This window comes from Faecalibacillus sp. MSK20_93, assembly GCF_020589945.1.
In the GTDB taxonomy this organism is placed as follows: Bacteria; Bacillota_I; Bacilli_A; order Erysipelotrichales; family Coprobacillaceae; genus Faecalibacillus; species Faecalibacillus intestinalis.
On sequence record NZ_JAJDKA010000002.1, the window covers coordinates 89,348 to 114,244 of the forward strand.

Annotated in this window: 28 protein-coding genes; 22 read left to right on the forward strand and 6 right to left on the reverse strand. The window is 26.2% G+C overall.

Features of this window, described 5'->3' with window-relative positions:
* Positions 1-15: 15 nt before the first annotated feature.
* The 3 genes from LJD34_RS01315 to LJD34_RS01325 are packed head-to-tail and all read left to right on the forward strand — an operon-like array spanning position 16 to position 2,120.
* On the forward strand, positions 16-771 hold the full coding sequence (locus LJD34_RS01315) for a hypothetical protein (RefSeq protein ID WP_032090356.1): 756 nt from the start codon (positions 16-18) through the stop codon (positions 769-771).
* 13 nt (positions 772-784) lie between these two features.
* Positions 785-1,540, forward strand: coding sequence for a MurR/RpiR family transcriptional regulator (locus LJD34_RS01320; RefSeq protein WP_032090355.1), 756 nt, complete (start codon positions 785-787; stop codon positions 1,538-1,540).
* A gap of 22 nt (positions 1,541-1,562) precedes the next feature.
* Complete coding sequence (locus tag LJD34_RS01325; RefSeq protein WP_227358998.1) at positions 1,563-2,120, forward strand: NUDIX hydrolase; 558 nt, start codon at positions 1,563-1,565, stop codon at positions 2,118-2,120.
* Here LJD34_RS01325 and bilS read toward each other — a convergent pair.
* The 4 genes from bilS to LJD34_RS01345 all read right to left on the reverse strand — a co-directional run bounded on the left by bilS (position 2,117) and on the right by LJD34_RS01345 (position 5,243).
* Positions 2,117-2,554, reverse strand: a complete 438-nt coding sequence (bilS, locus tag LJD34_RS01330) for a flavodoxin family protein BilS (RefSeq protein WP_032090353.1) — start codon at positions 2,552-2,554, stop codon at positions 2,117-2,119. The two genes, LJD34_RS01325 and bilS, sit on opposite strands and share 4 nt — an antisense overlap.
* Positions 2,538-2,888 carry a hypothetical protein gene (locus LJD34_RS01335; protein WP_032090352.1) on the reverse strand — a complete coding sequence of 117 codons (351 nt, stop codon included), beginning with the start codon at positions 2,886-2,888 and terminating at the stop codon, positions 2,538-2,540. The genes bilS and LJD34_RS01335 overlap by 17 nt, the downstream gene beginning before the upstream one ends.
* A 69-nt stretch (positions 2,889-2,957) precedes the next feature.
* Positions 2,958-3,851 (reverse strand): ROK family protein, encoded by an 894-nt coding sequence (locus tag LJD34_RS01340; protein ID WP_106986840.1) that lies wholly within the window; start codon positions 3,849-3,851, stop codon positions 2,958-2,960.
* A gap of 48 nt (positions 3,852-3,899) precedes the next feature.
* Complete coding sequence (locus tag LJD34_RS01345; protein ID WP_227358999.1) at positions 3,900-5,243, reverse strand: FAD-dependent oxidoreductase; 1,344 nt, start codon at positions 5,241-5,243, stop codon at positions 3,900-3,902.
* Between the two features lie 101 nt (positions 5,244-5,344).
* Here LJD34_RS01345 and LJD34_RS01350 point away from each other — a divergent pair, with 101 nt between their 5' ends.
* The 11 genes from LJD34_RS01350 (at position 5,345) to LJD34_RS01400 (ending at position 16,296) form a co-directional block, all read left to right on the forward strand.
* Entirely contained in the window at positions 5,345-5,875 is a 531-nt protein-coding gene (locus tag LJD34_RS01350; protein WP_119363549.1) for a TIGR00730 family Rossman fold protein, read from the forward strand.
* A 67-nt stretch (positions 5,876-5,942) separates the two neighbouring features.
* Positions 5,943-6,677, forward strand: a complete 735-nt coding sequence (locus tag LJD34_RS01355) for an HAD family hydrolase (protein WP_119363548.1) — start codon at positions 5,943-5,945, stop codon at positions 6,675-6,677.
* Positions 6,677-7,471: a MurR/RpiR family transcriptional regulator gene (locus LJD34_RS01360; RefSeq protein WP_227359000.1), complete on the forward strand. Its 795-nt coding sequence runs from the start codon at positions 6,677-6,679 to the stop codon at positions 7,469-7,471. The genes LJD34_RS01355 and LJD34_RS01360 overlap by 1 nt, the downstream gene beginning before the upstream one ends.
* A 118-nt stretch (positions 7,472-7,589) precedes the next feature.
* A complete protein-coding gene (locus LJD34_RS01365; RefSeq protein WP_227359001.1) occupies positions 7,590-8,042 on the forward strand; it encodes a heme-binding protein in 453 nt (150 codons plus the stop codon).
* On the forward strand, positions 8,023-8,757 hold the full coding sequence (locus LJD34_RS01370; protein ID WP_227359002.1) for an HAD-IIB family hydrolase: 735 nt from the start codon (positions 8,023-8,025) through the stop codon (positions 8,755-8,757). The genes LJD34_RS01365 and LJD34_RS01370 overlap by 20 nt, the downstream gene beginning before the upstream one ends.
* Positions 8,754-9,674, forward strand: a complete 921-nt coding sequence (locus LJD34_RS01375) for a Gfo/Idh/MocA family protein (protein ID WP_227359003.1) — start codon at positions 8,754-8,756, stop codon at positions 9,672-9,674. The genes LJD34_RS01370 and LJD34_RS01375 overlap by 4 nt, the downstream gene beginning before the upstream one ends.
* Positions 9,674-10,651, forward strand: coding sequence for a Gfo/Idh/MocA family protein (locus LJD34_RS01380; protein WP_227359004.1), 978 nt, complete (start codon positions 9,674-9,676; stop codon positions 10,649-10,651). Before LJD34_RS01375 ends, LJD34_RS01380 begins: the two co-directional genes overlap by 1 nt.
* Positions 10,641-11,672, forward strand: coding sequence for a Gfo/Idh/MocA family oxidoreductase (locus LJD34_RS01385; protein WP_227359020.1), 1,032 nt, complete (start codon positions 10,641-10,643; stop codon positions 11,670-11,672). The genes LJD34_RS01380 and LJD34_RS01385 overlap by 11 nt, the downstream gene beginning before the upstream one ends.
* Before the next feature lies 1 nt (position 11,673).
* Positions 11,674-12,447, forward strand: a complete 774-nt coding sequence (locus LJD34_RS01390; RefSeq protein WP_227359005.1) for an HAD-IIB family hydrolase — start codon at positions 11,674-11,676, stop codon at positions 12,445-12,447.
* A gap of 413 nt (positions 12,448-12,860) precedes the next feature.
* The gene (locus LJD34_RS01395; RefSeq protein ID WP_227359006.1) at positions 12,861-14,984 is read left to right on the forward strand and encodes an ATP-binding cassette domain-containing protein; all 2,124 of its coding nucleotides are present in this window, start codon (positions 12,861-12,863) and stop codon (positions 14,982-14,984) included.
* A 106-nt stretch (positions 14,985-15,090) separates the two neighbouring features.
* The gene (locus LJD34_RS01400; RefSeq protein ID WP_227359007.1) at positions 15,091-16,296 is read left to right on the forward strand and encodes an acyltransferase family protein; all 1,206 of its coding nucleotides are present in this window, start codon (positions 15,091-15,093) and stop codon (positions 16,294-16,296) included.
* A 113-nt stretch (positions 16,297-16,409) separates the two neighbouring features.
* Here the strand turns inward: LJD34_RS01400 and LJD34_RS01405 are convergent, their stop codons facing one another.
* Both LJD34_RS01405 and LJD34_RS01410 read right to left on the reverse strand, forming a co-directional pair.
* Positions 16,410-17,540 (reverse strand): hypothetical protein, encoded by a 1,131-nt coding sequence (locus tag LJD34_RS01405; protein ID WP_227359008.1) that lies wholly within the window; start codon positions 17,538-17,540, stop codon positions 16,410-16,412.
* The gene (locus LJD34_RS01410; RefSeq protein WP_227359009.1) at positions 17,537-18,238 is read right to left on the reverse strand and encodes a LytR/AlgR family response regulator transcription factor; all 702 of its coding nucleotides are present in this window, start codon (positions 18,236-18,238) and stop codon (positions 17,537-17,539) included. The genes LJD34_RS01405 and LJD34_RS01410 overlap by 4 nt, the downstream gene beginning before the upstream one ends.
* A gap of 171 nt (positions 18,239-18,409) precedes the next feature.
* Here LJD34_RS01410 and LJD34_RS01415 point away from each other — a divergent pair, with 171 nt between their 5' ends.
* The 8 genes from LJD34_RS01415 to LJD34_RS01450 form a co-directional block, all read left to right on the forward strand.
* A complete protein-coding gene (locus LJD34_RS01415) occupies positions 18,410-19,327 on the forward strand; it encodes an ATP-binding cassette domain-containing protein (RefSeq protein WP_227359010.1) in 918 nt (305 codons plus the stop codon).
* On the forward strand, positions 19,320-20,096 hold the full coding sequence (locus tag LJD34_RS01420; protein WP_227359011.1) for an ABC transporter permease: 777 nt from the start codon (positions 19,320-19,322) through the stop codon (positions 20,094-20,096). Before LJD34_RS01415 ends, LJD34_RS01420 begins: the two co-directional genes overlap by 8 nt.
* Positions 20,097-20,132: 36 nt before the next feature.
* On the forward strand, positions 20,133-20,813 hold the full coding sequence (locus tag LJD34_RS01425) for a response regulator transcription factor (RefSeq protein ID WP_227359012.1): 681 nt from the start codon (positions 20,133-20,135) through the stop codon (positions 20,811-20,813).
* The gene (locus LJD34_RS01430; protein ID WP_227359013.1) at positions 20,807-21,724 is read left to right on the forward strand and encodes a sensor histidine kinase; all 918 of its coding nucleotides are present in this window, start codon (positions 20,807-20,809) and stop codon (positions 21,722-21,724) included. Before LJD34_RS01425 ends, LJD34_RS01430 begins: the two co-directional genes overlap by 7 nt.
* Before the next feature lie 193 nt (positions 21,725-21,917).
* Positions 21,918-22,367, forward strand: a complete 450-nt coding sequence (locus tag LJD34_RS01435) for a hypothetical protein (protein WP_227359014.1) — start codon at positions 21,918-21,920, stop codon at positions 22,365-22,367.
* 249 nt (positions 22,368-22,616) lie between these two features.
* Positions 22,617-23,312 carry a LytR/AlgR family response regulator transcription factor gene (locus tag LJD34_RS01440; protein ID WP_227359015.1) on the forward strand — a complete coding sequence of 232 codons (696 nt, stop codon included), beginning with the start codon at positions 22,617-22,619 and terminating at the stop codon, positions 23,310-23,312.
* Positions 23,309-24,502: a hypothetical protein gene (locus tag LJD34_RS01445; protein WP_227359016.1), complete on the forward strand. Its 1,194-nt coding sequence runs from the start codon at positions 23,309-23,311 to the stop codon at positions 24,500-24,502. The genes LJD34_RS01440 and LJD34_RS01445 overlap by 4 nt, the downstream gene beginning before the upstream one ends.
* 185 nt (positions 24,503-24,687) lie before the next feature.
* Positions 24,688-24,897, forward strand: a 210-nt coding sequence (locus tag LJD34_RS01450; RefSeq protein WP_227359017.1) for a hypothetical protein, incomplete at its 3' end; no start/stop codon positions are given.

A 24,897-nucleotide genomic window follows, 5' to 3' on the forward strand; every position in this document is an offset into this window, starting at 1 on the left:
AAAGGAAAGGTACGTATGGGAAATGTACTACTTGCAAGAATACTTGAATACTTTAATGGAACTCTTTTTTTAGATGATAATTATCGTTTTTGTGTATTCTTTATTGAAAATTATATAGATTTTTATAAAATGACATTAGAAGAAGTGGTTGAAAAATCAAAGATTTCTAAAGAAGCAATTTTAAATTTTTTAAGTCATTTGGGATTTGATGATTATGCTTCTTTCCAAGATAAGCTTTATGCCGATGTTATTTTAAGACAAGATCAAATTCGTTCAAGAATGCTTGGTTTAAAAATGGATGATCTTTTTAAACAAGTGCATTTATGTGATGATAAAGAAAAATTTATTGAAGATCTCGATCATATTTGTCATGATATTTCAACGTCTAAAAGAGTGGTTATTATTGGAGCACTTTATCCAATTTCTATTGCCGTTGAATTTCAAACAGATTTGATTACTTTTGGAAAGCCTGTTTTCCAATATCATTCTTTTGATACACAATTGGATCTCAATAAAGATGATTATGTTATATTTGTTTCGGCCACAGGAAGAGCTTATGATGCTTTCATGAATGATCATCAAGATTTTGATATCAATAGATCTCAATTCTTACTCATTACACAAAATAAAAAATATAAGAGTCAAATTGGGGATGAACGTGTGATCTATGTTGCAAGTTCAAGACATGATAGTATTGATTTTAACTATCGTTTGATGACAATCTTTGATATTATGCGAGTAACGTATTATAAAAAATATCATTTTATTTAAAGGGGAGGATGTTATGAATATACTACTTTCAAGAATTTTAAAATATTTAAATGGTACATTGTTTCTTGATGATGCGTATCGTTTTTGTGTATTCTTTATCCTTCATTATCAAAACTTTGGAGATTATTCGTTAGAAGAAGTTGCAAATGAATTAAAGACAACACCAGAAAGTATTTTAAACTTTTTAAAATATTTAGGTTTCTATGATTATCAAACATTTGTAGAAACTTATTATAAACATAAACGAATACGTCTTGAACAGATTGAAGAACGTATGGAAAATCTCAATATTTGTACGTATGTTGAACGCATTAAAGTTTCTAATGATAATAAAGAATTTTTAAAGAAAATAGAAGAAGTCTGTACAAAAATCCATGAATCAAAACGAGTAATTCTTGTAGGGGCTCTTTATCCTATGTCTATTGCGGTAGAATTTCAAACAGATTTAATTTCTTTTGGGAAAACAGTTTTACAATATCATACGTATGATAAAGATATGATTTTTAATGAAAATGATTATGTTATTTTTACTTCTTCTTCAGGAAGGTCTTTAGAAGGCTTTATGTATACAAGAACAAATCTTTCATTACAAAATACGACATCTTTGCTTATTACCCAAAATCCAACCTATGCAAGAAGAAAATTAACTACAGATACGATTCAAGTACCAGGAAGATTTGATGGTATTAACTTTAACTATCAAATTATGACGATCTTTGATTTAATTCGTGTGATGTATTATCAAAAATATATTGAAAAACAGGGATAACCTGTTTTTTTAAGGAGAAGCAATGAAACAAAAACTACTCAATTATCAACCTTTTAATGAACAAGAAGAAAAAGATAAAGAACTTTTACTTAAAGTGATTGAACAAAAAGATGTTCTCACATGTAAAAATACAATAGGACACTTCACTGTTTCTTGTTGGGTTTTAAATCAAAGTCATGATAAGGTTTTAATGTGTTATCATAAAATTTATAATTCTTGGTGTTGGCTTGGAGGACATGTTGATGGGCAAAAAGATTTTAAAAAAGTGGCATTAAAAGAATTTCAAGAAGAAAGTGGTTTAAAACATGTTCAGTTTTTAAAGGATGACCCTTTTTCAATTGAAGTTTTAACTGTTAATGGACATATTAAAAATGGAGTTTATGTATCCAGTCATCTCCATTACAATATTACCTATTTAATGGAAGCTGATGATCAAGAAAGATTAATTATTAAAGAAGATGAAAATAAAGGATTACAATGGTTTGACTTTGAAGAAGCTCTAAAAGCTTCTACAGAACCATGGTTGGTCGAAAATGTTTATAAAAAATTAAATAAAAAAATAGAAAAAGGTTATCATTAAACGATAGCCTTTTTCAAATTTTCTAAATCTTCTTCATTTGGATGATTTAGTGCCTCATAGTAGTTTTCAATAAGTAAATCAATATTTTTTGGTGCCTTGTCACTTTCTTTTAAAGAAAGATAACGTTGAAGAACAGAGTCAGGCATCTTTCCTTGACACATAAAACTTCCAACAACTTCATTGGTTGAATCAATGCTTTCTTTCACTTTATTTATAATACGTTTAAAATATTCTTCGCTTTTTCCGAAACCAGCAGTTCCAAAGAGAAAGATTTTTTGATGATGCAATGTTTTTAAATAATCTAAAGCTTCTTGATTGGCGTTTCCTTTATCTGTCCAAAAACCAACATAGATTGTTTTTGAATCATTGATATTGTCTTTTAAAAAATCTCCAAGGAGTTTGGTGTTTCCTGTTTGACTAAAATAATGAATCATCTTTTACAACTCCTGCAACTTTTGTAATAGGCATTGCAAAGGCAATCCCTGTATTATGTTTTTTTAAACCGCCCAAAGCTTTATCAATTGTATCAAAAACAAGATCTGTTTGTTCATCGTTAATAATGAAAAACATTGTTTTACTATCAGGACGTGCTTGTTCAAGGAAAAGTCTTAAAGAACCTAAGATATAACTTTCATCACTTTCTTGAATATAAGAAATCATTCCCTGAGAATCAAGAATCGTTCCACCACTTACTCCTGCTTTTTTTAAACTTGTTAATAAATTTTGTAAAAGTTCTGTTTTATGTAAAACAACAAATACTACTTGCATAATTGTCACCTCTCAATGTTATTGTACACTGATTTTAGTTTTTAAAAAAGATATTTCTCAAAGAGAAAATTATTTAAAAGTTTGAATGTGTTGGTAAAGAGCACCAATTAAATTAGCGTCATTTCTAAATTTACAAGGAACAATTTCAGGATGATAAACATCAAAGTGTAAATTATCAAAAATTTCATTCATATTTTTATTAATGAGTTCAATAAGTAATGGTTGGGCAGATATACCACCACCAATAGCCACTTTTTCACAATCAAAAATAATGTGTACATTAAAGATTTGAGTTGCGACTTCCTTGGCAAAAGCATCGATTCCTGCAATGACTTTTTCATTACCCTTATTAGCCATTTCAAAGATTTCAATTCCAGTATATTCTTTGTCTGTTTCAAGTGCCTCTTGAACACGTTGTAATAACCCAGAAATACCATTTCTCGTACACCAAGCATGATTCCAAGTAAAAGGATCTAAGTTGTTTGTTTTAATAAAAGAAAATTCACCCGCTGAAAAATGTTTTCCTGTATGAACTTTATGATCTTTAATCAAACATCCACCAATTCCTGTTCCTAAAATAACCACAGCGCCATCTTGAATATCTTGGAGATTTCCAAAACCAATTTCCGCATTGGCGGCACATTTAGCGTCATTACCAATTGTAATGTTTGTTGGACAACGCTTCTTTAAAACTTCTACAGTTTCTAATTTATCAATATAACGTAAAGCACCACCAGTATATTGATAGCCTCTTTCAGGATCAATGATACCAGGCATAGAAAGAGCCATACCATCTATCTGATCTTGAAATTGATCATAGATTTTTCCAATTGTTTCAATAAAGTTTTCAAGGGTGTCCATAGGAGTTGGTACACTTGATTTTTCTAAAATAGTTAAATCTTCTTGCAATAGCGCATATTTGATGGCACTGCCACCAACATCTAATGTTAAATATGTTTTCATAAACTTCCTCCCATACATTATTATATAATAGAAGAAATGAAATAGGTATCATTTTTGTTTATTCATATCTTTTAAACAAGGCCCTTCTATAAGTTTTCCATAACAATCAAAAACAGATTGATGACAGGGACAATGCCATATTTGATTTTTTTCATCAAAAGAAAGTAGACCTTTTAAATGAGGACAGTAGGGAGAAAAATAATGATAAATGCCTTGCTTATCTAAATAAACAGCATAGAGTTTATGATTGATTTTCATTAATCCTCCTTGACCTCTTTGTAAATTTTTCTTGGTACGAAAATGAAATTTGACATAACCAAGATAAAGGTGATGAAGCATTTGTTTCAAATATATTTTAGAATAGCTTAAAGAATAATAATGACAAGAAAATAAGGAAAGATAGGCATTATCGTTATTTAAATAAAGATCTTTAATGATTTTAGACGCTAAAAAAGAATTTGTCATACCCCATTTTTGAAAACCATAAATAAAATATTCATGTTCTTTATAACGCCCCATATAAGGAATACCTCTTAAAGGAATCGTATCTTGTGCAAACCAGTCCTTACTCTTAGAATTAATAACTAAAGCATGATTTTTTAAAGGACGATAACTTTCTGTAAAATCAATAGAGAGGGTACATTGATTTCCTGTTCTTTGTTTTAAATCAACACTTTCTAAAGATTGAAACATTTTTAAAAAGTAGAAACCTTTTTTTATAAAAGGATAACGCGAGGCATGAATGAGATCTTGACAGATAATACGATGTCCTTGTACATAGACAAGAAAATCGTTTTTTCTTTTTATGATTTTATCAACACGACTATGTTCATAAAATTGAACATTTTTCTTTTGACAACATTTCACAAGATGATAGAGATATTTTAAAGGATGAAAGATATATTGATGATGCAAACTGATTGTTTTTAAATGTTTTTGATTGTCAAAAACAGTTTCACCAAAGAGGTGTAAATAATGTTGTTCTTTTTCAAGCATTCCAACATTTTTTAAATCATCGGTATATAAAGACATCGTACATTCTTTTAAACAACAATCGATTTTTTCTTTTTCAATTAAATCTTTAATACCTTTCATTGCTTCTTTTTGACTTTGATAGTAGAGATAAGCTGTTTCAATATTATAATGTTTTACAAGTTTTTGATAAATAAGATCTTGTAAAAGAGTAATTTTAGCCGTTGTATGTCCACTGGTATGACTACCTAAAAGATTCTTTTCAACAATAGTTATTTGTTTACCTGTTTCTTTTAATTGATAAGCGCATGAAATGCCGGATAGACCACCGCCAATAATAAGAATATCGGTTTTTATATCTTTATTTAATTGTTTAAAACAAGGATGTTGACTTGTCTTTTGCCAATAAGATTCATTCATAAAATCACCTGCTTTATTATGAAACAAAAACGCATTTTTTATACAGAAAATGATATAATAATCAAAAGGATAAAAAAGATTTATAAATTTTGGAGGTATACATGAATATAACAGTTTATTTAGGGGCAAGTAATGGAAATGATCAAAATCTTATTTTAGCAGCAAGAAAACTTGGAAAGTGGATTGGCGAAAATGGACATACACTTGTTTATGGAGGCTCTAAATGTGGTTTAATGGGAGAATTGGCGGAAAGTGTATTAAAGGCAAAAGGAAAAGTCATAGGTGTGGAACCACAATTTTTCATTGATGCCGGTTTTGATTATCCTAAAATAACACAATTAATTGTGACACAAGATATGAGTGAAAGAAAAACAAAAATGATTGAATTAGGGGATGCTTTTATTGCTTTTCCAGGAGGAACAGGAACTTTAGAAGAAATTACAGAAGTCATGTCTAAAGTCTCATTGAAACATTTAAAGACACCTTGTATGCTTTATAATTTAAATGGATATTATGATGATTTAAAGAAACTTTTAGATAAGATGATTACTTTTGATTTATCCTCTAAAGAAAAACAAGAAGGTATTTATTTTGTGGAAAATTTAGAGGAGATAAAAGAAATATTAAAATAAGAAAATCGATGAAAATGATTTTCTTTTTTTACAAAATCAACTACAATAAAGGCATTGGAGGATTATTATGAAAGTACTAGCAAGTGATTATGATGGAACATTATTATTTAATGAAAAATTTAAAGAAGGAGATTTAAAGAAAATCAAAGAGTTTCAAAAAGCGGGTAATTTATTTGGTTTATGTAGTGGAAGACCTTTTAAAGGCATCTATGAATTTTGTAAGCCTTATATTGATTTTGATTTCTATATTCTATGTACAGGAGCACTTGTACTTAATAAAGAAAGAGAAGTTATTTATAAAAGTACGATTTCTAAACATTTATTACATGAATTTTATGATCGTTATCAAAAAGATTATGATATTTTTATTCAAGCCAATATGCAAATCTATACATTTTTAAAAGAAGACTTAGGTTCAATGGTTAGACAAGTTATTACTTCTTTAGATGAAGTAGAAGGAGATATTTATGGTTTATCCATGAATGCAAAAACAGATGAAAACGCTAAAAAAGTGTGTCTTGATATTGAAGAACATTTTCCTGAATTAACTGCACATCAAAATAAAGAATATATTGATATTACTGAAAAAGGATGTTCTAAAGGTTTAGGAATTTTAAAATTAAAAGAATTAATGCATTTAGAGGAAGTTGCCGGAATTGGGGATTCGTATAATGACATTCCTATGTTAGAAACCGTGGATCATTCTTTTACTTTTCCAACATCACCAGAAAGTTTAACATCGATTGTTGATGATGTAGTTGATAGTGTGGAAGAAGCGCTTGATATTTTAATGAAAGAATAATGAAAATATTACAACAACTTAAAGAAAATCATTATACCGAATCAGAACAACAAGTCATTGATTATTTATTAGATCATTTAGAAGATTTAACTTTACTTCCAATCAATGATCTGGCAAAAAAGAGCTATACTTCAAATGCCACGATTATTCGTTTATGTCATAAAGTAGGCTATCAAGGGTATCGACAATTTAAATTGGCTTTATTACAGGAACTTGAAGCTAATAAATATATGATAAGTCAAGTAGACTATACAATCCCATTTCAAGTCAATGAAACAAGTGAACAAATCATTCAAAACATGTTTTCTCTTTATCAAGAAAGTATTCAACAAGTCTATCATCATTTATCTATTGAGACCTTAAATAAAATAGCAACATTGATGGTACAAAAGAAAAGAGTTTTTATTTATGGCTATGGCGATAGCCAAATAACAGCAGCAAACTTTATTAATAAACTTGCAAAGCTTAACTTATTTCCTGTCTTAGCAACTCAATATGGGGAAGAAATCTATATTTCCAAACAATTACAGCCAGGAGATTTTGCTTTGTTTATCTCTTATAGTGGAGAAAATACATCCCTTTTAGAATGTATGAAAATCTTAAATCAAAAAGGAATTCAAACAGCTTTGGTTACTGCTAATCTTCAAAGTCCACTTGTTGTTTATAGTCAATATCAGATTATGATTCCTGACTATGAAAAACAAAACAAAATTGCAACCTTTTATTCTCAACTTGCTTTTATGTACATCTTAAATAATTTACATGCCCTTATTTATCATCTTAAAAATAAGTGAACCAAAAGTTCAGTTTAACTGAGCTTTTTTTCATTTACCTTGAACCTTATTTCCATAATGAGATGCATCTCTTAAAAAGAGAAAGAAGGTATGTTATAACAAAATTGAGGTGAAATAGATGACAAAAGAAGAAGTCTTACAATTAGAAAAAGAACTTTCTTTTCAAGAATTCAATAATCATGATGCCTATCAATTAGGACAAATCATTGTAGATCATATTGAAAAAAATCATTTAAAAAATGTTAGAATCCGTATTGTTTTAGATGGAGATATTGTTTTTCAATATTTGATGGATGGTAAAAAAGGAGTCATTTGGCTTGATCGTAAACAAAAAACAGTTGAAAAATATGGACATAGTAGTTATTACATCTATTTAGAAAATGAAGAAAATAAAACGTATCAAGAAGATGAAAAAGATGAAAGTCTTGTTATTTGTGGAGGAGGTTTTCCTTTAATTATTCATGATGAATTAAGAGGAAGTATTCTTGTTTCAGGGCTCGTCCATGATGAAGATCATCAAGTCATCGTTGATTGTTTAAGGAAACTAAAAGATGAAGGCACTTGCAAGTGATATAGATGGCACACTTGTTTTTAATCAACAAATAAAAAAACAAGATAAAGAGGCTATTGAAAAGTATCAAAAAAAACATCTTTTTGGAGTATGTAGTGGAAGACCTCGATGTGCCCTATTTGATTTAGAAAAGCTAAAATTAGATTTCTATATTCTTTCTTCAGGAGCAATGATCTTAGATAAAGGTTTCAATATCATTCAAGATTTTTCAATGAAAAAAGAAATCGTTCAACAAATCTTTAATGAATATAAAAAGAAAGCACATATCATTTTACAAACAGGAAATGCAGATGTCTTTTATGCAACCCTTAAAGAAGATTATAATCCTAAATTAAAAGTCATTTCTTCTTTTAAAGAAGTAGAGCATGAAATAATTTATGGCATATCTCTTGTTTTTAAAGATGACAAAATAACCAAGAAAGCATGTCTTGAAATTAATCAAAAATATCAAGAAGTTGAAGGTTTTCAAAATAGAAATTCAATTGATATTGTAAGAAAAGGCTGTTCAAAAGGAACAGGGATCAAAATCATTAAAGATTATTATCACTTAGAAAAGGTAGCAGGAATAGGGGATTCCTATAATGACTTACCGATGTTAAAAGTCGTAGATACAGCCTTTACTTTTAAAACATCCCCTCAAGAAATACAAAAACAAGTACATTATTGTGTTAATGATATTGCTGAAGCAATAGCGTTATTGGAGGTAGAAAAATGAATTTTGGAATTATAGGTTATGGAAACATAGCGCGTAAGTTTGTTAAAAGTATTACTTATACTAGTGGGGGAAAAGTGCATGCCATTGCCTCACATTCTTTAGATGAAAACGACAGTTACTTACAAAGTCATCCTTTAGTTAAACTTTATCGTGATTATGAGGAACTTTTAAAAGCTGAAGATATTGAGGCCGTTTATATTGCAGTTCCTCACTATGAACATAAAAAATGGATTATAGAAGCCATTAAACATCATAAAGCGGTTTTATGTGAAAAACCACTTGTCTTAAAAAGTGAAGATATTGATGAAATTAATCAATATGTTAAAGAATATCAAGGCTATTGTTTAGAAGCTTTTAAAACAAAATTTAATGTAGGTTTTGATTATTTAAAAGAAGATTTAAAGTTGATTGGAAAATTAAAATCAATTGAAGCAAACTTTTGTTTTGATGGGACAGATAAAAAAGATTCTTACTTGTTTGATCCAAAACAAGGTGGGGCTTTAAATGATGTAGGAAGTTATGTCGTTGGTTTTGTCCTTGCTTTAGTGGATGCACCAGTTGAAAGTGTTGAATCTCATATTGAAAAAGAAAATGAGATTGAAATGAATTTTAAAGCAACTTTAAATTTTAAAAATGAAGTTCAAGGAAAAGTAGAAGGTTCAATTAATTATAATAAAGAACGTTATGCTTTAATTAAAGGGGATAAGGGAGAAATCTATGTCCCAATGTTTAACCGTGTGGTTGAATACACAATTCATTTAGAAAATGAAGTCATTCAAAAAACATATCCAATTGAAGGAGATGACATGACTTTAGAAATACAAGCTTTAATTAATCATAATCAATCAACACATACTTTACAAGATTCAAAAAAATTACAAGAAACAATTGAAAGAATTAGAGAGGAAGCAAAATAATGAAACTAGGAATTTTAGGAACAGGAATGATCGTTAAAGATGTTCTTACCATGTATCATGAACTTGGCGTTGAAAAGACTTATCTTTTTTCAACAAAAAAATCAAAATCACAAGCATTAGAACTAATTGAAAAATATCATTTAGATAAAGTTTACACAGATTATGATGAATTACTTCAAAGTGATGTTGATACAATTTATTGTGCTTTACCTAATCATCTACATTATGAATTTTCAAAAAAAGCTTTAGAAAATGGTAAAAATGTAATTATTGAAAAACCAATTACAGCGAATAGTAAAGAATTAGAAGATTTAATTGAAACCGCCAATAAAAAGAATCTCATGATTTTTGAAGCTATGAATTTACATTACACACCTGCTTTTCTTTCATTAAAAGAAGATTTAAAGAAATTAGGAGATATTAAAATTGTTTCATTTAACTATTCGCAATATTCATCAAGATATAATGCTTTTAAAGAAGGAACAATTTTACCAGCTTTTGATTTTCATAAAGCTGGTGGAGCTTTAATGGATTTAAATGTTTATAACATTCATGCTTTAATCGATTTGTTTGGGAAACCTGTTTATCATAAATATATGGCAAATATTGAAAGAAATATTGATACAAGTGGGATGATGATTTTTGATTTTGAACATTTTAAAGCGTTATGTATTGGGGCTAAAGATTGTAAAGCGCCTTTAATGAATACGATTCAAGGAAACTTAGGAGCAATCGTTGTTAAATGTCCGTTAAGTCAAATGACAGAATATGAAATCTGTTATAACGATGGGACAAGTGAAGTAAAATCTTTTGAAAAGAAACATCGTTTAATTTATGAATTTAAAGAATTTATAAGAATGATTAAAGAAAATGATGTTAAAAAACAAAAAGAAATGTTAGAACTTTCATTATTGATTTCTAAATTAATGGAAGAAGGAAGAATGCAAGAAGGGATCGTGTTTGATAATGATAAATAATAAAATTGTTTTAGGATATATTGGAAATGGAAAAAGTACCAATCGTTATCACTTACCATTTGTGATGCAAAGACCGGATAAGTTTATTGTTAAAACAATTTATAATCCACGTATTCATCATGATATATGGGATGAAATTGAAGGAGTCAACTATACTGAAAATCAAGATGATATTTTCTTAGATGATGAAATTGATATGGTGGTTGTATGTACAGGACATCATTATCATTATGAATATACTAAAAAAGCACTTGAACATAATAAACATTGTTTATGTGAAAAGCCTTTTATGGAAAATAGTGAACAAGCTAAAGAAATCTTTGCACTTGCAAAATCAAAAGGACTTTATTGTTCAGCTTATCAAAATAGAAGATATGACAGTGACTTTTTAACTGTACAAAAAGTGATTGAATCAGGGAAATTAGGAGATTTATTAGAATTAGAAATGCATTTCGATTACTATCGTCCTGAAATACCTGAAAGTGTTGATCATTTTGATCCAGCAATGTCTTATTTATATGGACATGGTTGTCATACTTTAGATCAAGTCATTTCTTACTTTGGAAAACCTGATGATATTCATTATGATGTAAGACAACTTTTAGGAACAGGTCGAATGAATGATTATTTTGATCTTGATCTTTATTATGGAACATTAAAAGTATCCGTTAAATCAAGTTACTTTAGGGTAAAATCAAGACCTTCTTTTATTGTTTATGGTAAAAAGGGAATGTTTGAAAAATATAGTAAAGATCGACAAGAAGAACATTTAAAACTTTTCCATATGCCTACTAATAGTGATTTTGGAAAAGATTTACCAGAACATTATGGAACCCTTACTTATTATGATGAAGATGGTATTTATCATGAAGAAAAAGTTCCAACAGTTGACGGCGACTATGCACGTGTGTATGATGGTATCTATGATAGTATTGTAAATGGTAAGGAACAAGTCATCCAACCATGGCAAACAATTCTACAAATGGAAATGTTAGAAACAGGAGTAAAGGATTTAAAATAGTATGAAAAAATATTTTTTCTTTGATATTGATGGAACACTAACTGATTTAAAAACACATCAAATTGTCCCAAGTGCGAAAATTGCTTTAGAAAAGCTAAAACAAGCAGGACATTTTGTTTGTTTGAATACAGGAAGAGCCCATTATAAAGCAGAAAAGACAAGAAAAGAATTTAATTTTGAAAATATGGTCTGTAATGGGGGCAATGGAATTGTATTAGATGGTATTTTAAAAGAAAATATCCCCTTAGATAAACAAGGAGCTTTAAAAATCATTCAAGAAGCTAAAGAAAAAGGGATTGGTTATTTAGTAGCAATCAATGATAGTCAAGAAGTCTATGGTGAAAATGATTTATTTATTCAACAAGTAGGCTATCGTAAAGAACCAACAACTTATATCTTAGATCAAGATTTTGATTATACACAAGTAGAAAACTTTTATAAAATCTATCTTGCTTTAGATGAAAAAGAAGAAGCTTCTTTTCAAAACAAAGATCAATTAGGTTCATTACGTTTTGAAAAAGAATACTTAATGTTTCAACCAGATAATAAAAAAGGCGGTATTTTCAAAATGATGGAAATACTCCAAGCACCTATTCAAGATGTAGTTGTCTTTGGTGATGATTATAATGATCTTGATATGTTTGATAAAGATTTATGGACAGGTGTCGCTATGGGAAATGCCTGTGATGCTTTAAAAGAAAAAGCAACTTACATCACAGATAAAAATGTTGATGATGGTATTTATAATATCTGTGAAAAAATGGGTTGGTTTTAATAAAAAATGAAGGAACCGAAATTATGGTTCCTTTTAACATAGAAAAATATATTTTCTATACTTTTTTATTTTGATTGACGATGCTCTGCAACCTGAATCAATTGTCACATTATTTTTAGCCCGTGCCAGGCTAGGGGTCCAATCACCTTCCCATGGTTTGACTATCTACATCAATGATTGTGTAGGTAAGCCAGTAGAATTGCATGCGCTATCTACCACACACTAGAACTAATAAGTAGTCATCCATCAACACTTATTTTTCACAAGAGTTTTATAATAAATTTGTTTCATTTTCAATCATTGTGTTGTTGTATTTAACCTCTTGATCATAAAAACAAACCTGTTAATCAAGATGAATTTACTCTATAAAACCTCCTTTATATAATGAAATTATAAAAAAGGAGGTTTGTATCATGTTGGAATTAAAGAATATAACAAAAAGATATGATGAGAAAATTATCTTTGAAAATTTAAATGTTCAATTTAATAAGACCAATACAATCAATGGGATTATTGGAAAAAGTGGTAGTGGAAAAACGACGTTATTTAATATCCTATTTGGTTTAGATAATGATTACGAAGGTATATATACAATAGATAAACAAGATGTTAAATCATTCGATTTAAAAAAATGGGATGAAATGAGAAGAAATGAAATACACATCGTTTTTCAAGATTTTAAGCTCATTGAAAATTTTACAGTCTTAGAAAACTTAATACTCACACTTAATTGTAAAGAAATAGAAGCTTTAGACGCTTTAGGAAAACTAGATATTTTAAGTTTAAAAAATACAAAGGTAAAAAATATCAGTGGTGGTGAAAAACAAAGACTTGCTATTGCAAGAGCGCTTATAAAAAATCCCAAAATATTGTTATTAGATGAGCCAACTGGAAATCTCGATGATGTTCATGCTGCAATGATTATGAAGACAATTCAATCATTAAGAAATGAACAGATGATGATTTTTATTATTAGCCATGATCAACGTGTGATGGATTATTGTGATAATATTTATGTTTTAGAAAATAAAACATTAAAATTAGAAAAAGAAAATAAAGAAAATATTGTTTCATATCAAAAGAAATCATCAGCCTCCAAGGCTAAAATTCATCATATTAAATATATTTTAAAGACAATTCAAAGAAATATCAAAGATATCATTATAAATTATATACCTGTATCTATTATTTTTATGTTGTTTATGACAATTTTTTTATTCTTTTATAGTGTTTCCATTAATGATCTTTATGAATTTTATTCAGGTATTGATAATAAAACCATTTATGTATCAACAACCCATTATACAAAACAATATTTAAATGATTGTGCAAAAAATAATTATGTTATCATTTCTAATGATGGAGCTCGCATTAGCTTTTCAAATAAAGATTTAAAAGACGTTCAAAATATTTCAGGAGTTAAAGAAGCAAAATTATATAATGGTAATGTAGAAACAAGCGTTGATGATAAGGGTAATGAATTAAATCTGGTGTTATATAAAGATTCTTTTTCAAATAAAATTAAGAAAACAAAAAGTTATGTTCATTTTCCAGATAAAGTTCAAATGGAGTTTAAAACATTAACAGTACCAAGCTCTTATATGAAACATTATAATCCAAAACATATAGATCTTCTTTATGGTACTTACCCAGAAAAAAATGAAATTCTTATTCCTGATTTTCTAGCTTACAATTATCTTAAAAATGAAAATCTAAATGCTCTTATTAATCAATCAATAGAATTACCAATTATTAATGAAAAAAGAAACCAAATAAATCAAAAATATAAAGTATCTGGTATTTATAAAACAAATTATGAAAATAATATTGGCTTAACAGAATATATTTATACAAGTTATCAAAATTATGATTTTTTAGAACTTTTTCAAACTCTAGAAAGTTATAAAAATCATGTAAATGATTTTAATCAAGAAAATAAATCCCATGATATCCATAAAACTGTATTCAGAGATTATGATTCTTACTTAAAAGCTATTGGAACTGGTCTTGATGATATGACCATTGTTTGTAAGTCACAAAAAGATGTAAAAAATGTCACGAAAGAATTAAATAGATTATTTCCTCATCTACGCTTAATGTCTCAATATGAATTTAAAAATGGTGAATTTAGAGAGTCTTATATTCAAACGGTTTTGATTAATGTAGGAATTATTATTTTAGTAGCTGTGATTCTTGGTATTGTTATTTTGTTTTTAAATAAGGGTTATATAAAAAAACGTAATCGTGAACTTGCAGTTTTATATGCCTTAGGAAGAAGTAAAAGAGATGTGATAGTCATTATTTTGTTAGAACATCTATTGATTTCAACAATTGCTTTTATTATGGGATATCTTGGTTTATCAATGATAAGAATGTTTTATTTAAGATATGTTTCAACATTTAATTTTTTATCATTGATGTTTAATGGGAAAGTTATTTTTTATATTTATTTGTATATTGTTTTAATGACTTTTATCTCTGTTGTATTTTCTGTTCATGGCATTAATAGAAAAAAATTAAATGAATATTTAAAATAGTTTAAAACAGTGACGAGAGTTATAGATTTTAATGAGAATAACTCTCGTTTTTTGTATCTTGTACACGTAAAAGATACCTTATATAATAAACGTAAGAGGTTAAATTATGAAATTAAAAAATAAATTATTTATAATATTTATTATAACTTTATTAGTTTGGTTTTTAAGAATTATAAATGTATTACAGTATGACAATAAACTTGCTTATCCAATTGTATTGGTTACTATGATTGCGCTTTTTAGTTATATAACGATTTATATTCAAGAAAACATAGATGATAATTATCATCAACATAAAATCTATTATCAAAATTTAAATATTTTAAAATATGTCTTATCTATTTTAGTTATTATTTTACATTTAAGACCATTTATTCATTATTCTAATGAACTTGACTTGGCTTTTAATAATATTGTATCAAGGATTTGTGTACCTTTGTTTTTTATCATTACAGGCTACTTTGTTGCTAAAAAAGAAAAAGATAAAAGTAATTATATAGACACTTATATTAAACGTACGATACCACTTTATTTAATGTGGAGTTTGATTTATATACCAATCATTTTAATGACAATGATTCAATATCTAACGCAAATCAATGAATATATTATAAAAATGAATATTTCTATGCCGTTAATTATTTTATTGATCATTGTTTTATTACCAATTGTATTGATTGTTATGCTATGTTATAGCGGAGTATATTACCATTTGTGGTATTTTCCAGCTTTAATGTTATCTTTATTTGTACTTAAAAAATGGAAAGAAAAATATAAATTAAATTATTTATTTATAATATCTTTCTTCTTATTATTATTTGGAGCAACAGAAACATATTATGGATTGCTTCCACTTTCTATTAAAGAACTTGTTACATATTATTTTAATATCTTTTTTACAACACGTAATTTTCTATTTTTTGGATTATTCTATGTGGTTTTGGGATATAAGATGGGGTTAAAAGATAATGTTTATTCAAAAAATTGTTTTGTTAAATTAATTGTTTCATGTTTTTTCTTGATTTTTGAAGCTATTATTTTACATGATTTCCATAGATTAGATAGTAATATATTGCTTTCATGTATTCCAGTTACTTATTATTTATTTATTTCTGTGATTTATATAACAAATCATATAAATTTAAAAATAAAATGGAGTCAATATTCTAAATATTATTATTTATTACATCCCATGATGATTTTTATTGTATCTTTTATTTTTAAAGAAATTGGTCAATATCTTTTATTAAATATTGTTGTTGTATTAATGCTGACACATATTTTATCATTTGTGATGATAAAAAAGACATAAAACACTCATAGTAAATTTATATATTAAAATCTATGCCTTATTAGAATGTTCATGATTGATTTGGACGAGTATAATAAGGCCTTTATTATAAAAGGATTTGTCTGAGACAAATCCTAAATATTAAATATAATAAGTAAACTTATATAATTTGAATCAATTTCTTTGATATTTAATTCATAAGTTATATGAGAAAGTATTTTGTTTAAATCGTGATAAAGTAAATCTTTTTTGATTACAATATAAGGTAATGTTATTTTAAAAAGTACAGAATTATTTTTTTCTTTTGCTTTTATAATAATTATTTTATTTTGATTTATTAAACATGCTTTAATTGCTAGATTTAATAAATAGTCAAATAATTCAAATTGTGTATATAAATCTAAATAATTAAAAGTTGTTTCAACAGTTGTTTTAATATCAATATTATTTTCAAGTAATGTATTTAAATGATTATTGATGACATAATTTAAAACAAGTGATTGACTATAAATAGCATTAAATTCTTTATAGGTTGTTTGAGTTAATTGATTTAATATTTCTTTAGCATTTTCATAATTTTGATTATCAAATTGAATATTAAGTTGATTACATGTATGAAGTAAATCATGTAAGAATTTAAAATTATAATCATAGTGTTGTTGTAATAATTCATATTTTGAATTAAATAATTCTTTTTGTTTTTTCAAAGAAATATAGTTGGTTGTAAGTAGCGTAATGATAAATAGCAATAAATTTAACACAGGAATACTTAGTAAATCAAACAAATCTGTTGTACTAGTAGATAAAAAATAACTACAATCAATATCTCCAAACCAAAGAATTGTTAGAATAGGAAATATAAAAATGAATTTGATATATTTTAATGAATATAAACGTTTTAGATTTTTTAAAATGTAAATATAAATACTTATAAAAAACAAAATAAATAACGCAGCTAGAATAATTTCATAATTAAAAAATGTTTGAATATGAAAAATAAGTAATTCTAATGATATTTGAATAATATAAAACGGTATAATAATGAGTGTTTTTTGAATAAATGATCCTTTATATAATAAAAAGCAAACAATAAAATATAAAAATAAAATAAATATATACTTTGATTCAATAGTTATAAAAATTAAAGGTATAAAAAATAAAACAAAAATAAGCAAAGATTTTGTTTTGTTGTATTTTGGTGATAAAAAAGAATTTGTAAGATAAGTTAACAAAAGAAATGAAATGATATTAGAAAGAATAATCATAATGTATCCTGTAATAAATCAATATATTTTGCTTCAAATTCTTTTTTATAATGTCTAGATAAAGGAATCATTTCACCATTAGTCATTTCTATATCTTTTTTATAAAGAGCATTAACATATTTTAAATTAACTAAAAATGCTTTATATGGATAAGCAAAACTATAAATGTTTAGCTTATCATACCAATATTTTAATGTACAATTTGTCATGATTATTTCACCGTTTAATTTATGAATCATGGATTTACGATCAATAAATTCAATATAAAGAATATCTTTGATATAAATCTTAGAATCACATATTTTTTTATCAAAAAAATAGTTTTTATCTTTTATATAATGTTTTATAACACCATTCATTTCTAAATCAAATTCTTGTTGATGAATAGGTTTAATAAAATAACGCTCTGCTTGTATTTTATAACCATCAATAGCGTATTTAGAATAATTTGTTGTAATGATAATATGACAATGATGCTGTATTGTTTGAAGTTGTAGACCTAAGTCAATACCATTTTCTTGACCAAGTTCGATATCTAAAAATAAAAAGTCATAGTGATTGATATCATGCAATAATTCATCTTTATTCTGACATGTTGTGATTTGATAAGAAATATCTTTGTTTTCAAAAAATGAATTGAGACAGTTCGTTAAATGTTCTCTATCTTGTCTATTATCATCAAATATAAGTATCTTCATTTATTTTCTTTCCTTTCACTTTATTATTTTATCAAATAATAGAGTTATTTACTATTATGGAAGGTTTAACACGTTATAATCTTTATACTTTCTTTATACTTTTTTCTTTATTTTTTTATTAAAAAGTAAAAGTATTTGAAATATACTTTTATCCAGAAAGAAGGATGTTAAATGAATAATACAGTAATAAAATTAAGAGATATTTCTAAAAAAAGAGGACAAACAGAAATATTAAATCATTTAAATATGACGGTTTATCAAAAGGATATATATGGTTTTATTGGACAAAATGGGGCAGGTAAATCAACGACTATGAAAATCATTATGTCATTAATTAAAGAGACACAAGGACAGTTAGAGTTATTTGATACTTTAGATAATCAAATAAATAGATCAAGAATAGGAGCGATTATTGAAAATCCAGCATTTTATCCTTATATGACAGCCTATGAAAATTTAAAATATTATATTCAATATAAAGGAATTGTTGAAATAAATAGTATTGAAAAAGTATTAAAGATGGTTGGCTTAGAAAATGCTAGGAAAAAGAAATACAAAAATTATTCTTTAGGAATGAAACAAAGATTAGGGTTGGCTCTTGCTTTAATTAATCATCCTGATTTACTGATTTTAGATGAACCATTAAATGGTTTAGATCCACAAGGAATTGTAGAATTAAGAGAAATATTAAGTCATCTCAATAAGAAATACGGTATTACAATGCTTATTTCCAGTCATATTTTAGATGAATTAGAAATGATAGCGACTAGATATGGTTTTATTCATCAAGGACAAATGATTGAAGAAATTACGGCAGAAAAATTACAAGAAAAGCTTAAAAAATATATTTCTTTAGATGTTGAAAATATTGGTCTTGCATCGATAACTCTTGAACAAAAATTACATACAGAAAATTTTAAAGTGATGGACGATCATACAATCTATCTTTATGATTTTGTAAATGAAAGTTCTCAAGTAGCAACAACTTTAATTCAAGAAGGGGTCATTCTTAATAAAATGAATATTTCAAATGTCAGTTTAGAAAATTATTATTTATCATTGATTAAAGGAGTGGAAAGTCATGTTTAATATTATAAAAGCTGATTTTTATAAATTATGGAAGAGTAAGATCTTACTTTGGATTACATTAGGATTTTTAGGTATTCTTTTATTAGGAAATGGTTTAGCTCAAGGTGGAGATGGCGTGATGACTTTGATGTCAGATAGTATGAATTATAATCTTGTTCATTTTGGAAAAAAAGGAACACAAATGATGATAGAACTTTTAAAAGGATCGAATGTTATACTTTTCTTTTTAATACCTATTGTTATTAATGTTTTTATTTCTGACTTTAAATATAAAACAATTAAAAATACAGTCTCTTATCAATACTCACGAACAACGATTTATCTTTCAAAAATGCTTATATGTGCTTTGTTTGCCTTGATATTACCTATTTTATATGTCGTTTTAGGTTTAATGATGAGTATTTTATTTAATGGCTTTGTAAGCATTCGATTGAGTGAGTTAATAACTGTTTTAAAGATTATCTTATTACAATTACCTCTTTATATTGGCTTTATTGGAATGATGATTTTTATAGGAATTTTATTTAAAAGTAATATGGCAACGACACTTTTTACAATTTTATATCAATTTATGATGATTTTCATTTCAGCAATAGCAATCTCTATTCATCTATCAGAAATTGATCCAGTAACATGTTTAGATCACCTAGCTTATTTAAATAATTTAAGCACAAGCATCATTTATAAAACAGAATTTGTTGGTTTTATTTTTATACTGATTTCTTTGATTTTAGGAATTTATGTGTTTTGTTATCGAGATATAGCCTAAAATAAGGTATAATGCTAGAAAAAAGAAGGTGGAAAGATGAATTGTGTTTTGATTGTAGAAGATGATAGTGATATTAATAATTTTATTAATGATTATTTTGTGATAAAAGGCTATTCAACAATTCAAGCTTTTTCAGGAACAGAAGGTTTATTGAGATTAAAAAATGAAAGAGATATTTGTTGTGTTATTTTAGATTTAATGTTACCCGGTCTATCAGGTGAAGAAATTATACAAGAAGTACGAAAAGTAAGTGATGTGCCTATTATTACTGTATCCGCTAAAAATGAAGAAGAAGCAAAAATTGAAGTTTTAAAGTTAGGAGCAGATGATTTTCTTTTAAAACCTTTTAATTTAGAAGAATTACAACTCAAAGTGGAAAGAAATATCCAAAAATATCTGAACCAACAAGTTTCTTATAAAAAGAATGAAGAATTTAAAAATATAATCTTAAATCAAGATACAAGAGAAGTTTTTGTTGATGGGCGGAATGTTTATTTTACCTCTAAAGAATTTGATATTCTTATGTTGCTTATACAAAATCCTAATAAAGTAATTAGTAAAGAAAAGATATTCAAAGAGGTTTGGCATGAAGATTATTGTATTGATACCCAAACAGTAACCGTTCATATCAAAAATATTCGTAAGAAAATAAAAGAAATCAATCCCACAACACCAACCATTGAAACAGTTTGGGGAATAGGCTTTAAGATATGTTGATTTTATATATTATGATTGTTTTATTAAGTATATTATTACTATTTTTAGGAGTGCATCTTCTTTTTTTAAAAAAGGAAATACGACATATTAATTTACAGTTCTTAAAAATTATGAAACAATCAACGAATGCACATATTACCAAAGAATACATTGATAAAGATACAATACAACTTATTCAAACCATCAATCAATTCATTGATCAAACAAGACAAATAGAAATGAAAAGTAAAGAATCCAATGAAGTTCTTAAATCTACAATTTTGAATATGTCACATGATCTACGAACACCTTTAACTTCTATTCAAGGTTATTTACAACTTATTAATATGGAAGAAATAGATGCTAAAAAAAGAAAAGAATATATAAAAATTATTGAAGCAAGAATTGATTCTTTAAAAAATATGATGGAAAGTTTTTTTGAATTAGCTAAAGTTGAATCAAATACGTTTCCTATAGAATTAAAAGTCATCAATACATATGATCTTTTTGTAGATACTTTAGGAATGTATTATGATTTGTTTCAAGAAAAACAAATCATTTTAGATTTAGATTTAATTGAAAATACTTTTATTATTGTTGATGAAAAAGCTTTAAAAAGAATATTTAATAATCTTATATCGAATATTGTTAAACATGGGTGTCATAAAGCTTCTATCAAAAATGAAATCAAAGAAGATGAACTGTTTTATGTTTTTAAAAATAATACTTATGATATTAATGATAAAAATATAAATAAGCTGTTTGATAAATTTTATACGACATCTAACAGTCGAACAGAAAAGAGTTCAGGGTTAGGACTTGCAATTACTAAAGAGCTTATTCATAAAATAAATGGTGAAATAGAAGTTAAGTATCATCAAAATGAGATATGTTTTATTTTAAAGTTTAAATTATATAAGAATAAATTATAAATCAAAGATGACAAATATGTTCATCTTTTTTTCGTGCCATAAAAGTTACTTCCATGCCAGAAAGATATCTATTAAAAAGAAAATCCATAAAATAATAAGTGTAGAGAGGAAATATAAAAAATATTTCAAAAAACACTTGAGTATGAAGTGACTCTATAGTCTATGTTAAAGGTGTCAAAGGAGGAAATGACTTATGGAAAAGAGTAAAAAGACATTAAAAATGATTGGAATTTGTATTATTGGACTTGTAATTGTGGTGGCAGTAAATATGTTGAAGAAACCAGAGGATCCATTTAAAAATGCAGATGGTGCTAAACTTGGATATCAACATGTTGAAGAAAGCAATATATTGAATAGTAAAGATTATGATTCATATTATGTTTATTTCTATGAAACAGGAAATGAAAAATGTAAAGATACAAATGAAGTGGTTAAATCTTATGTTAGAGGAAAATCAAGTATTTATGTATTCAATATGGAAGAAGCAAAAGATATCAAAACAGGAAAAGATTTTGATTATAAAAACATTACAGATTATAAAGATATCACAGTAAAACAAGTACCAATGCTCATTCATGTAGAAAATAAAAAGATTGATCATGTTTATTACAAAGCAAGTGATATTAAAAAAGTACTTGATTAATGCAGTACTATGGAAAAATGACTATTTTGATAAGAAAAATAAAGATATTTTATACAATATTTCTCCCTGTTTAATAAAGCAATTGAAAAATAATAAATAGTATCATGCACATATAATGTATAGTTAGGATAGTCATTTATCAAATATTAGTGTTAAATTGAATAAAAGAAGAATGGTCCACTCATTAAATAGACATGGGTGGATCATTGTTTTATACTTAATATAAGAGGATGTAAGAGAGGTAGACAAATGCGTTGTTTAGTTGTTGATGATGATCGAGAATTTAGTTATCAATTAAGTACTTATATTGATAACTTTTTAAAGGGTATTTTTAAAAGTTATCAAGTAGCAGAAATAAATGAAAAGTTTGATGATTTTTCTCAATATCAGGGTATTGATTTATTATTTATTGATATCGATTTAAAAGATTTAAATGGTATCAACATTATAAAAAGATTACAGATGAATAATGTTGATTATCCAATTATTTATGTATCATCAAGACAAGAACTAGTTTTTTCTTCTCTTACGACACAACCATTCTATTTTGTAAGAAAACAAAATTTAGAAGATGATTTAAAAGAATTATTTAAGCTATTAAACATTTATTACAAAAAGACAATGAAGATGATTACATTTGATTATTATGGAAGAAAGACAAGTATCTTTTTAAAAAATATACATTATATAACTTCTTTTGGTCATGATATCAGTATTGTGTGTGACCAAGAAACGTATACTTATCGCTCAAGTTTAAAGGATGTTTTAAACTTGATAGATAGTCCTGTTGTTGTACAAGTTCATAGAAGCTATGCGGTATCTATGATGTACATTAAAGAAGTGGATAAGAACAATATTATATTAAAAGATGAAACATGCATTACACTTAGGAAAAAATATGTAGATGAATTCATGTTTCAATATAGGGAGTATTTGATATCATGAGTTTATTTGATTTGGTTATAAATATTATTGAGAGTTCTATCATGTGTTACTTTATTTATAAGTATTTTGATTTTAAAAATATTGAAAAATTATGGTTATTTATTTTAATTGATTTTACCTCAATAACATTATGTAATTATTTTATTAACGAGAGTAGCATTCTTTTAATTGTGGTAATAAGTGTTTTGGTTGCTTGTTTAAAAATATTTGGTGAAAAAATAAGAATTGAAAGTATCGTTATATGTTTTTTATCATTGATTATTGATATTGTTTGTAATGTGATTTCTTTAATTATTGGTCGAATTATAAATTATTCTATAGGTATGCAATTTGTTCAAATGCCAGCAATGATTGTCTTTTCAAAAATATTGTATTTCATAGTTGTACTTGCTTTTTTAAAGAAAAAAACATCTTATAAGAGTCAATTGAATCCCCAAAGATGGTTGACAATTATTATTGTTATTTCAATATTGTCTATTGTTGCTTATATTCTTGGGACAAGTTATGTTTTTGATAATGTTAGCGTACTTGCAAATTTATTTTGTACTGCCTTGATTTTTATAGCTATTATATTAATTCTTAATATTTATGGAAAACTCTTGAAAGAAAATGAAGAGTCTACACGTATTCGTTTAAAAAATGAAGAAATAAGATACAAGAAAGAAAATGAAAAAGTACTTTCTAAAATGTCTGAAGATATCTATCAATTAGAACATAATTTAAGATATATCTTAATGCAGGTAAAACTAAATGAACAAAATAAGAAGTATGATGACAATATTGAACTAATAGATCAGTACATTCGTAATTTTGGAAAGTTTAAAGCTATTATTAATACAGATAATCCTTATTTTGATTATTTCATGAATCAAAAAATCAATGATTTAAGTAATAATGGAATAGATGTTCATACATCAATTAATATTTCACATTCAGATTATTATTTGGACAGAGAGTATGTAGAGTACTTAATTAAAGTAATTAATTTATTTAAAAAAGAAGCTATACAAATAACAATTAATATTTATGAAAAACAAGGATTTAATATTATCGAAGTTCTGATTTCAAAAAATATGAAACTAACATTTGATAATTCTATTAAACAATTGGCACAACATTTAGATGCTCAATATAAAGTGACACAAGATAATGAGTTATGTGTTTTTAAAAGTATTCAATCAATGAAGTAGGTTAAAATAGCCTGCTTTTTATTTTCGTGCCATAAAACTCACTTCCATGCCAGAAAAATATAAAAAGGAGAAAAAATACATAAAATAATAAGTGTAGAGAGGAAAATTTAAGAAATTTTCAAAAAATACTTGAGTATAAAGTGACTCTATAGTCTATGTTGAAGGTGTCAAGGGAGGAAAGACTTATGGAAAAGAGTAAAAAGACATTAAAAATGTTAGGAATTTGTATTATTGGAATTGTGATTGTGGTGGCAGTAAATATGTTGAAGAAACCAGAAGATCCATTTAAAAATCCAAAAGATGTTGGATTTAGATATCAACATGTTGAAGAAAGCAATATATTGAATAGTAAAGATTATGATTCATATTATGTTTATTTCTATGAAACAGGAAAT

Coding starts and splice junctions, on each gene's coding strand:
- LJD34_RS01315 (WP_032090356.1), top strand. CDS start 16: ATGGGAAATGTACTACTTGCAAGAATACTTGAATACTTTAATGGAACT.
- LJD34_RS01320 (WP_032090355.1), top strand. CDS start 785: ATGAATATACTACTTTCAAGAATTTTAAAATATTTAAATGGTACATTG.
- LJD34_RS01325 (WP_227358998.1), top strand. CDS start 1,563: ATGAAACAAAAACTACTCAATTATCAACCTTTTAATGAACAAGAAGAA.
- bilS (WP_032090353.1), bottom strand. CDS start 2,554: ATGATTCATTATTTTAGTCAAACAGGAAACACCAAACTCCTTGGAGAT.
- LJD34_RS01335 (WP_032090352.1), bottom strand. CDS start 2,888: ATGCAAGTAGTATTTGTTGTTTTACATAAAACAGAACTTTTACAAAAT.
- LJD34_RS01340 (WP_106986840.1), bottom strand. CDS start 3,851: ATGAAAACATATTTAACATTAGATGTTGGTGGCAGTGCCATCAAATAT.
- LJD34_RS01345 (WP_227358999.1), bottom strand. CDS start 5,243: ATGAATGAATCTTATTGGCAAAAGACAAGTCAACATCCTTGTTTTAAA.
- LJD34_RS01350 (WP_119363549.1), top strand. CDS start 5,345: ATGAATATAACAGTTTATTTAGGGGCAAGTAATGGAAATGATCAAAAT.
- LJD34_RS01355 (WP_119363548.1), top strand. CDS start 5,943: ATGAAAGTACTAGCAAGTGATTATGATGGAACATTATTATTTAATGAA.
- LJD34_RS01360 (WP_227359000.1), top strand. CDS start 6,677: ATGAAAATATTACAACAACTTAAAGAAAATCATTATACCGAATCAGAA.
- LJD34_RS01365 (WP_227359001.1), top strand. CDS start 7,590: ATGACAAAAGAAGAAGTCTTACAATTAGAAAAAGAACTTTCTTTTCAA.
- LJD34_RS01370 (WP_227359002.1), top strand. CDS start 8,023: ATGAAGGCACTTGCAAGTGATATAGATGGCACACTTGTTTTTAATCAA.
- LJD34_RS01375 (WP_227359003.1), top strand. CDS start 8,754: ATGAATTTTGGAATTATAGGTTATGGAAACATAGCGCGTAAGTTTGTT.
- LJD34_RS01380 (WP_227359004.1), top strand. CDS start 9,674: ATGAAACTAGGAATTTTAGGAACAGGAATGATCGTTAAAGATGTTCTT.
- LJD34_RS01385 (WP_227359020.1), top strand. CDS start 10,641: ATGATAAATAATAAAATTGTTTTAGGATATATTGGAAATGGAAAAAGT.
- LJD34_RS01390 (WP_227359005.1), top strand. CDS start 11,674: ATGAAAAAATATTTTTTCTTTGATATTGATGGAACACTAACTGATTTA.
- LJD34_RS01395 (WP_227359006.1), top strand. CDS start 12,861: ATGTTGGAATTAAAGAATATAACAAAAAGATATGATGAGAAAATTATC.
- LJD34_RS01400 (WP_227359007.1), top strand. CDS start 15,091: ATGAAATTAAAAAATAAATTATTTATAATATTTATTATAACTTTATTA.
- LJD34_RS01405 (WP_227359008.1), bottom strand. CDS start 17,540: ATGATTATTCTTTCTAATATCATTTCATTTCTTTTGTTAACTTATCTT.
- LJD34_RS01410 (WP_227359009.1), bottom strand. CDS start 18,238: ATGAAGATACTTATATTTGATGATAATAGACAAGATAGAGAACATTTA.
- LJD34_RS01415 (WP_227359010.1), top strand. CDS start 18,410: ATGAATAATACAGTAATAAAATTAAGAGATATTTCTAAAAAAAGAGGA.
- LJD34_RS01420 (WP_227359011.1), top strand. CDS start 19,320: ATGTTTAATATTATAAAAGCTGATTTTTATAAATTATGGAAGAGTAAG.
- LJD34_RS01425 (WP_227359012.1), top strand. CDS start 20,133: ATGAATTGTGTTTTGATTGTAGAAGATGATAGTGATATTAATAATTTT.
- LJD34_RS01430 (WP_227359013.1), top strand. CDS start 20,807: ATGTTGATTTTATATATTATGATTGTTTTATTAAGTATATTATTACTA.
- LJD34_RS01435 (WP_227359014.1), top strand. CDS start 21,918: ATGGAAAAGAGTAAAAAGACATTAAAAATGATTGGAATTTGTATTATT.
- LJD34_RS01440 (WP_227359015.1), top strand. CDS start 22,617: ATGCGTTGTTTAGTTGTTGATGATGATCGAGAATTTAGTTATCAATTA.
- LJD34_RS01445 (WP_227359016.1), top strand. CDS start 23,309: ATGAGTTTATTTGATTTGGTTATAAATATTATTGAGAGTTCTATCATG.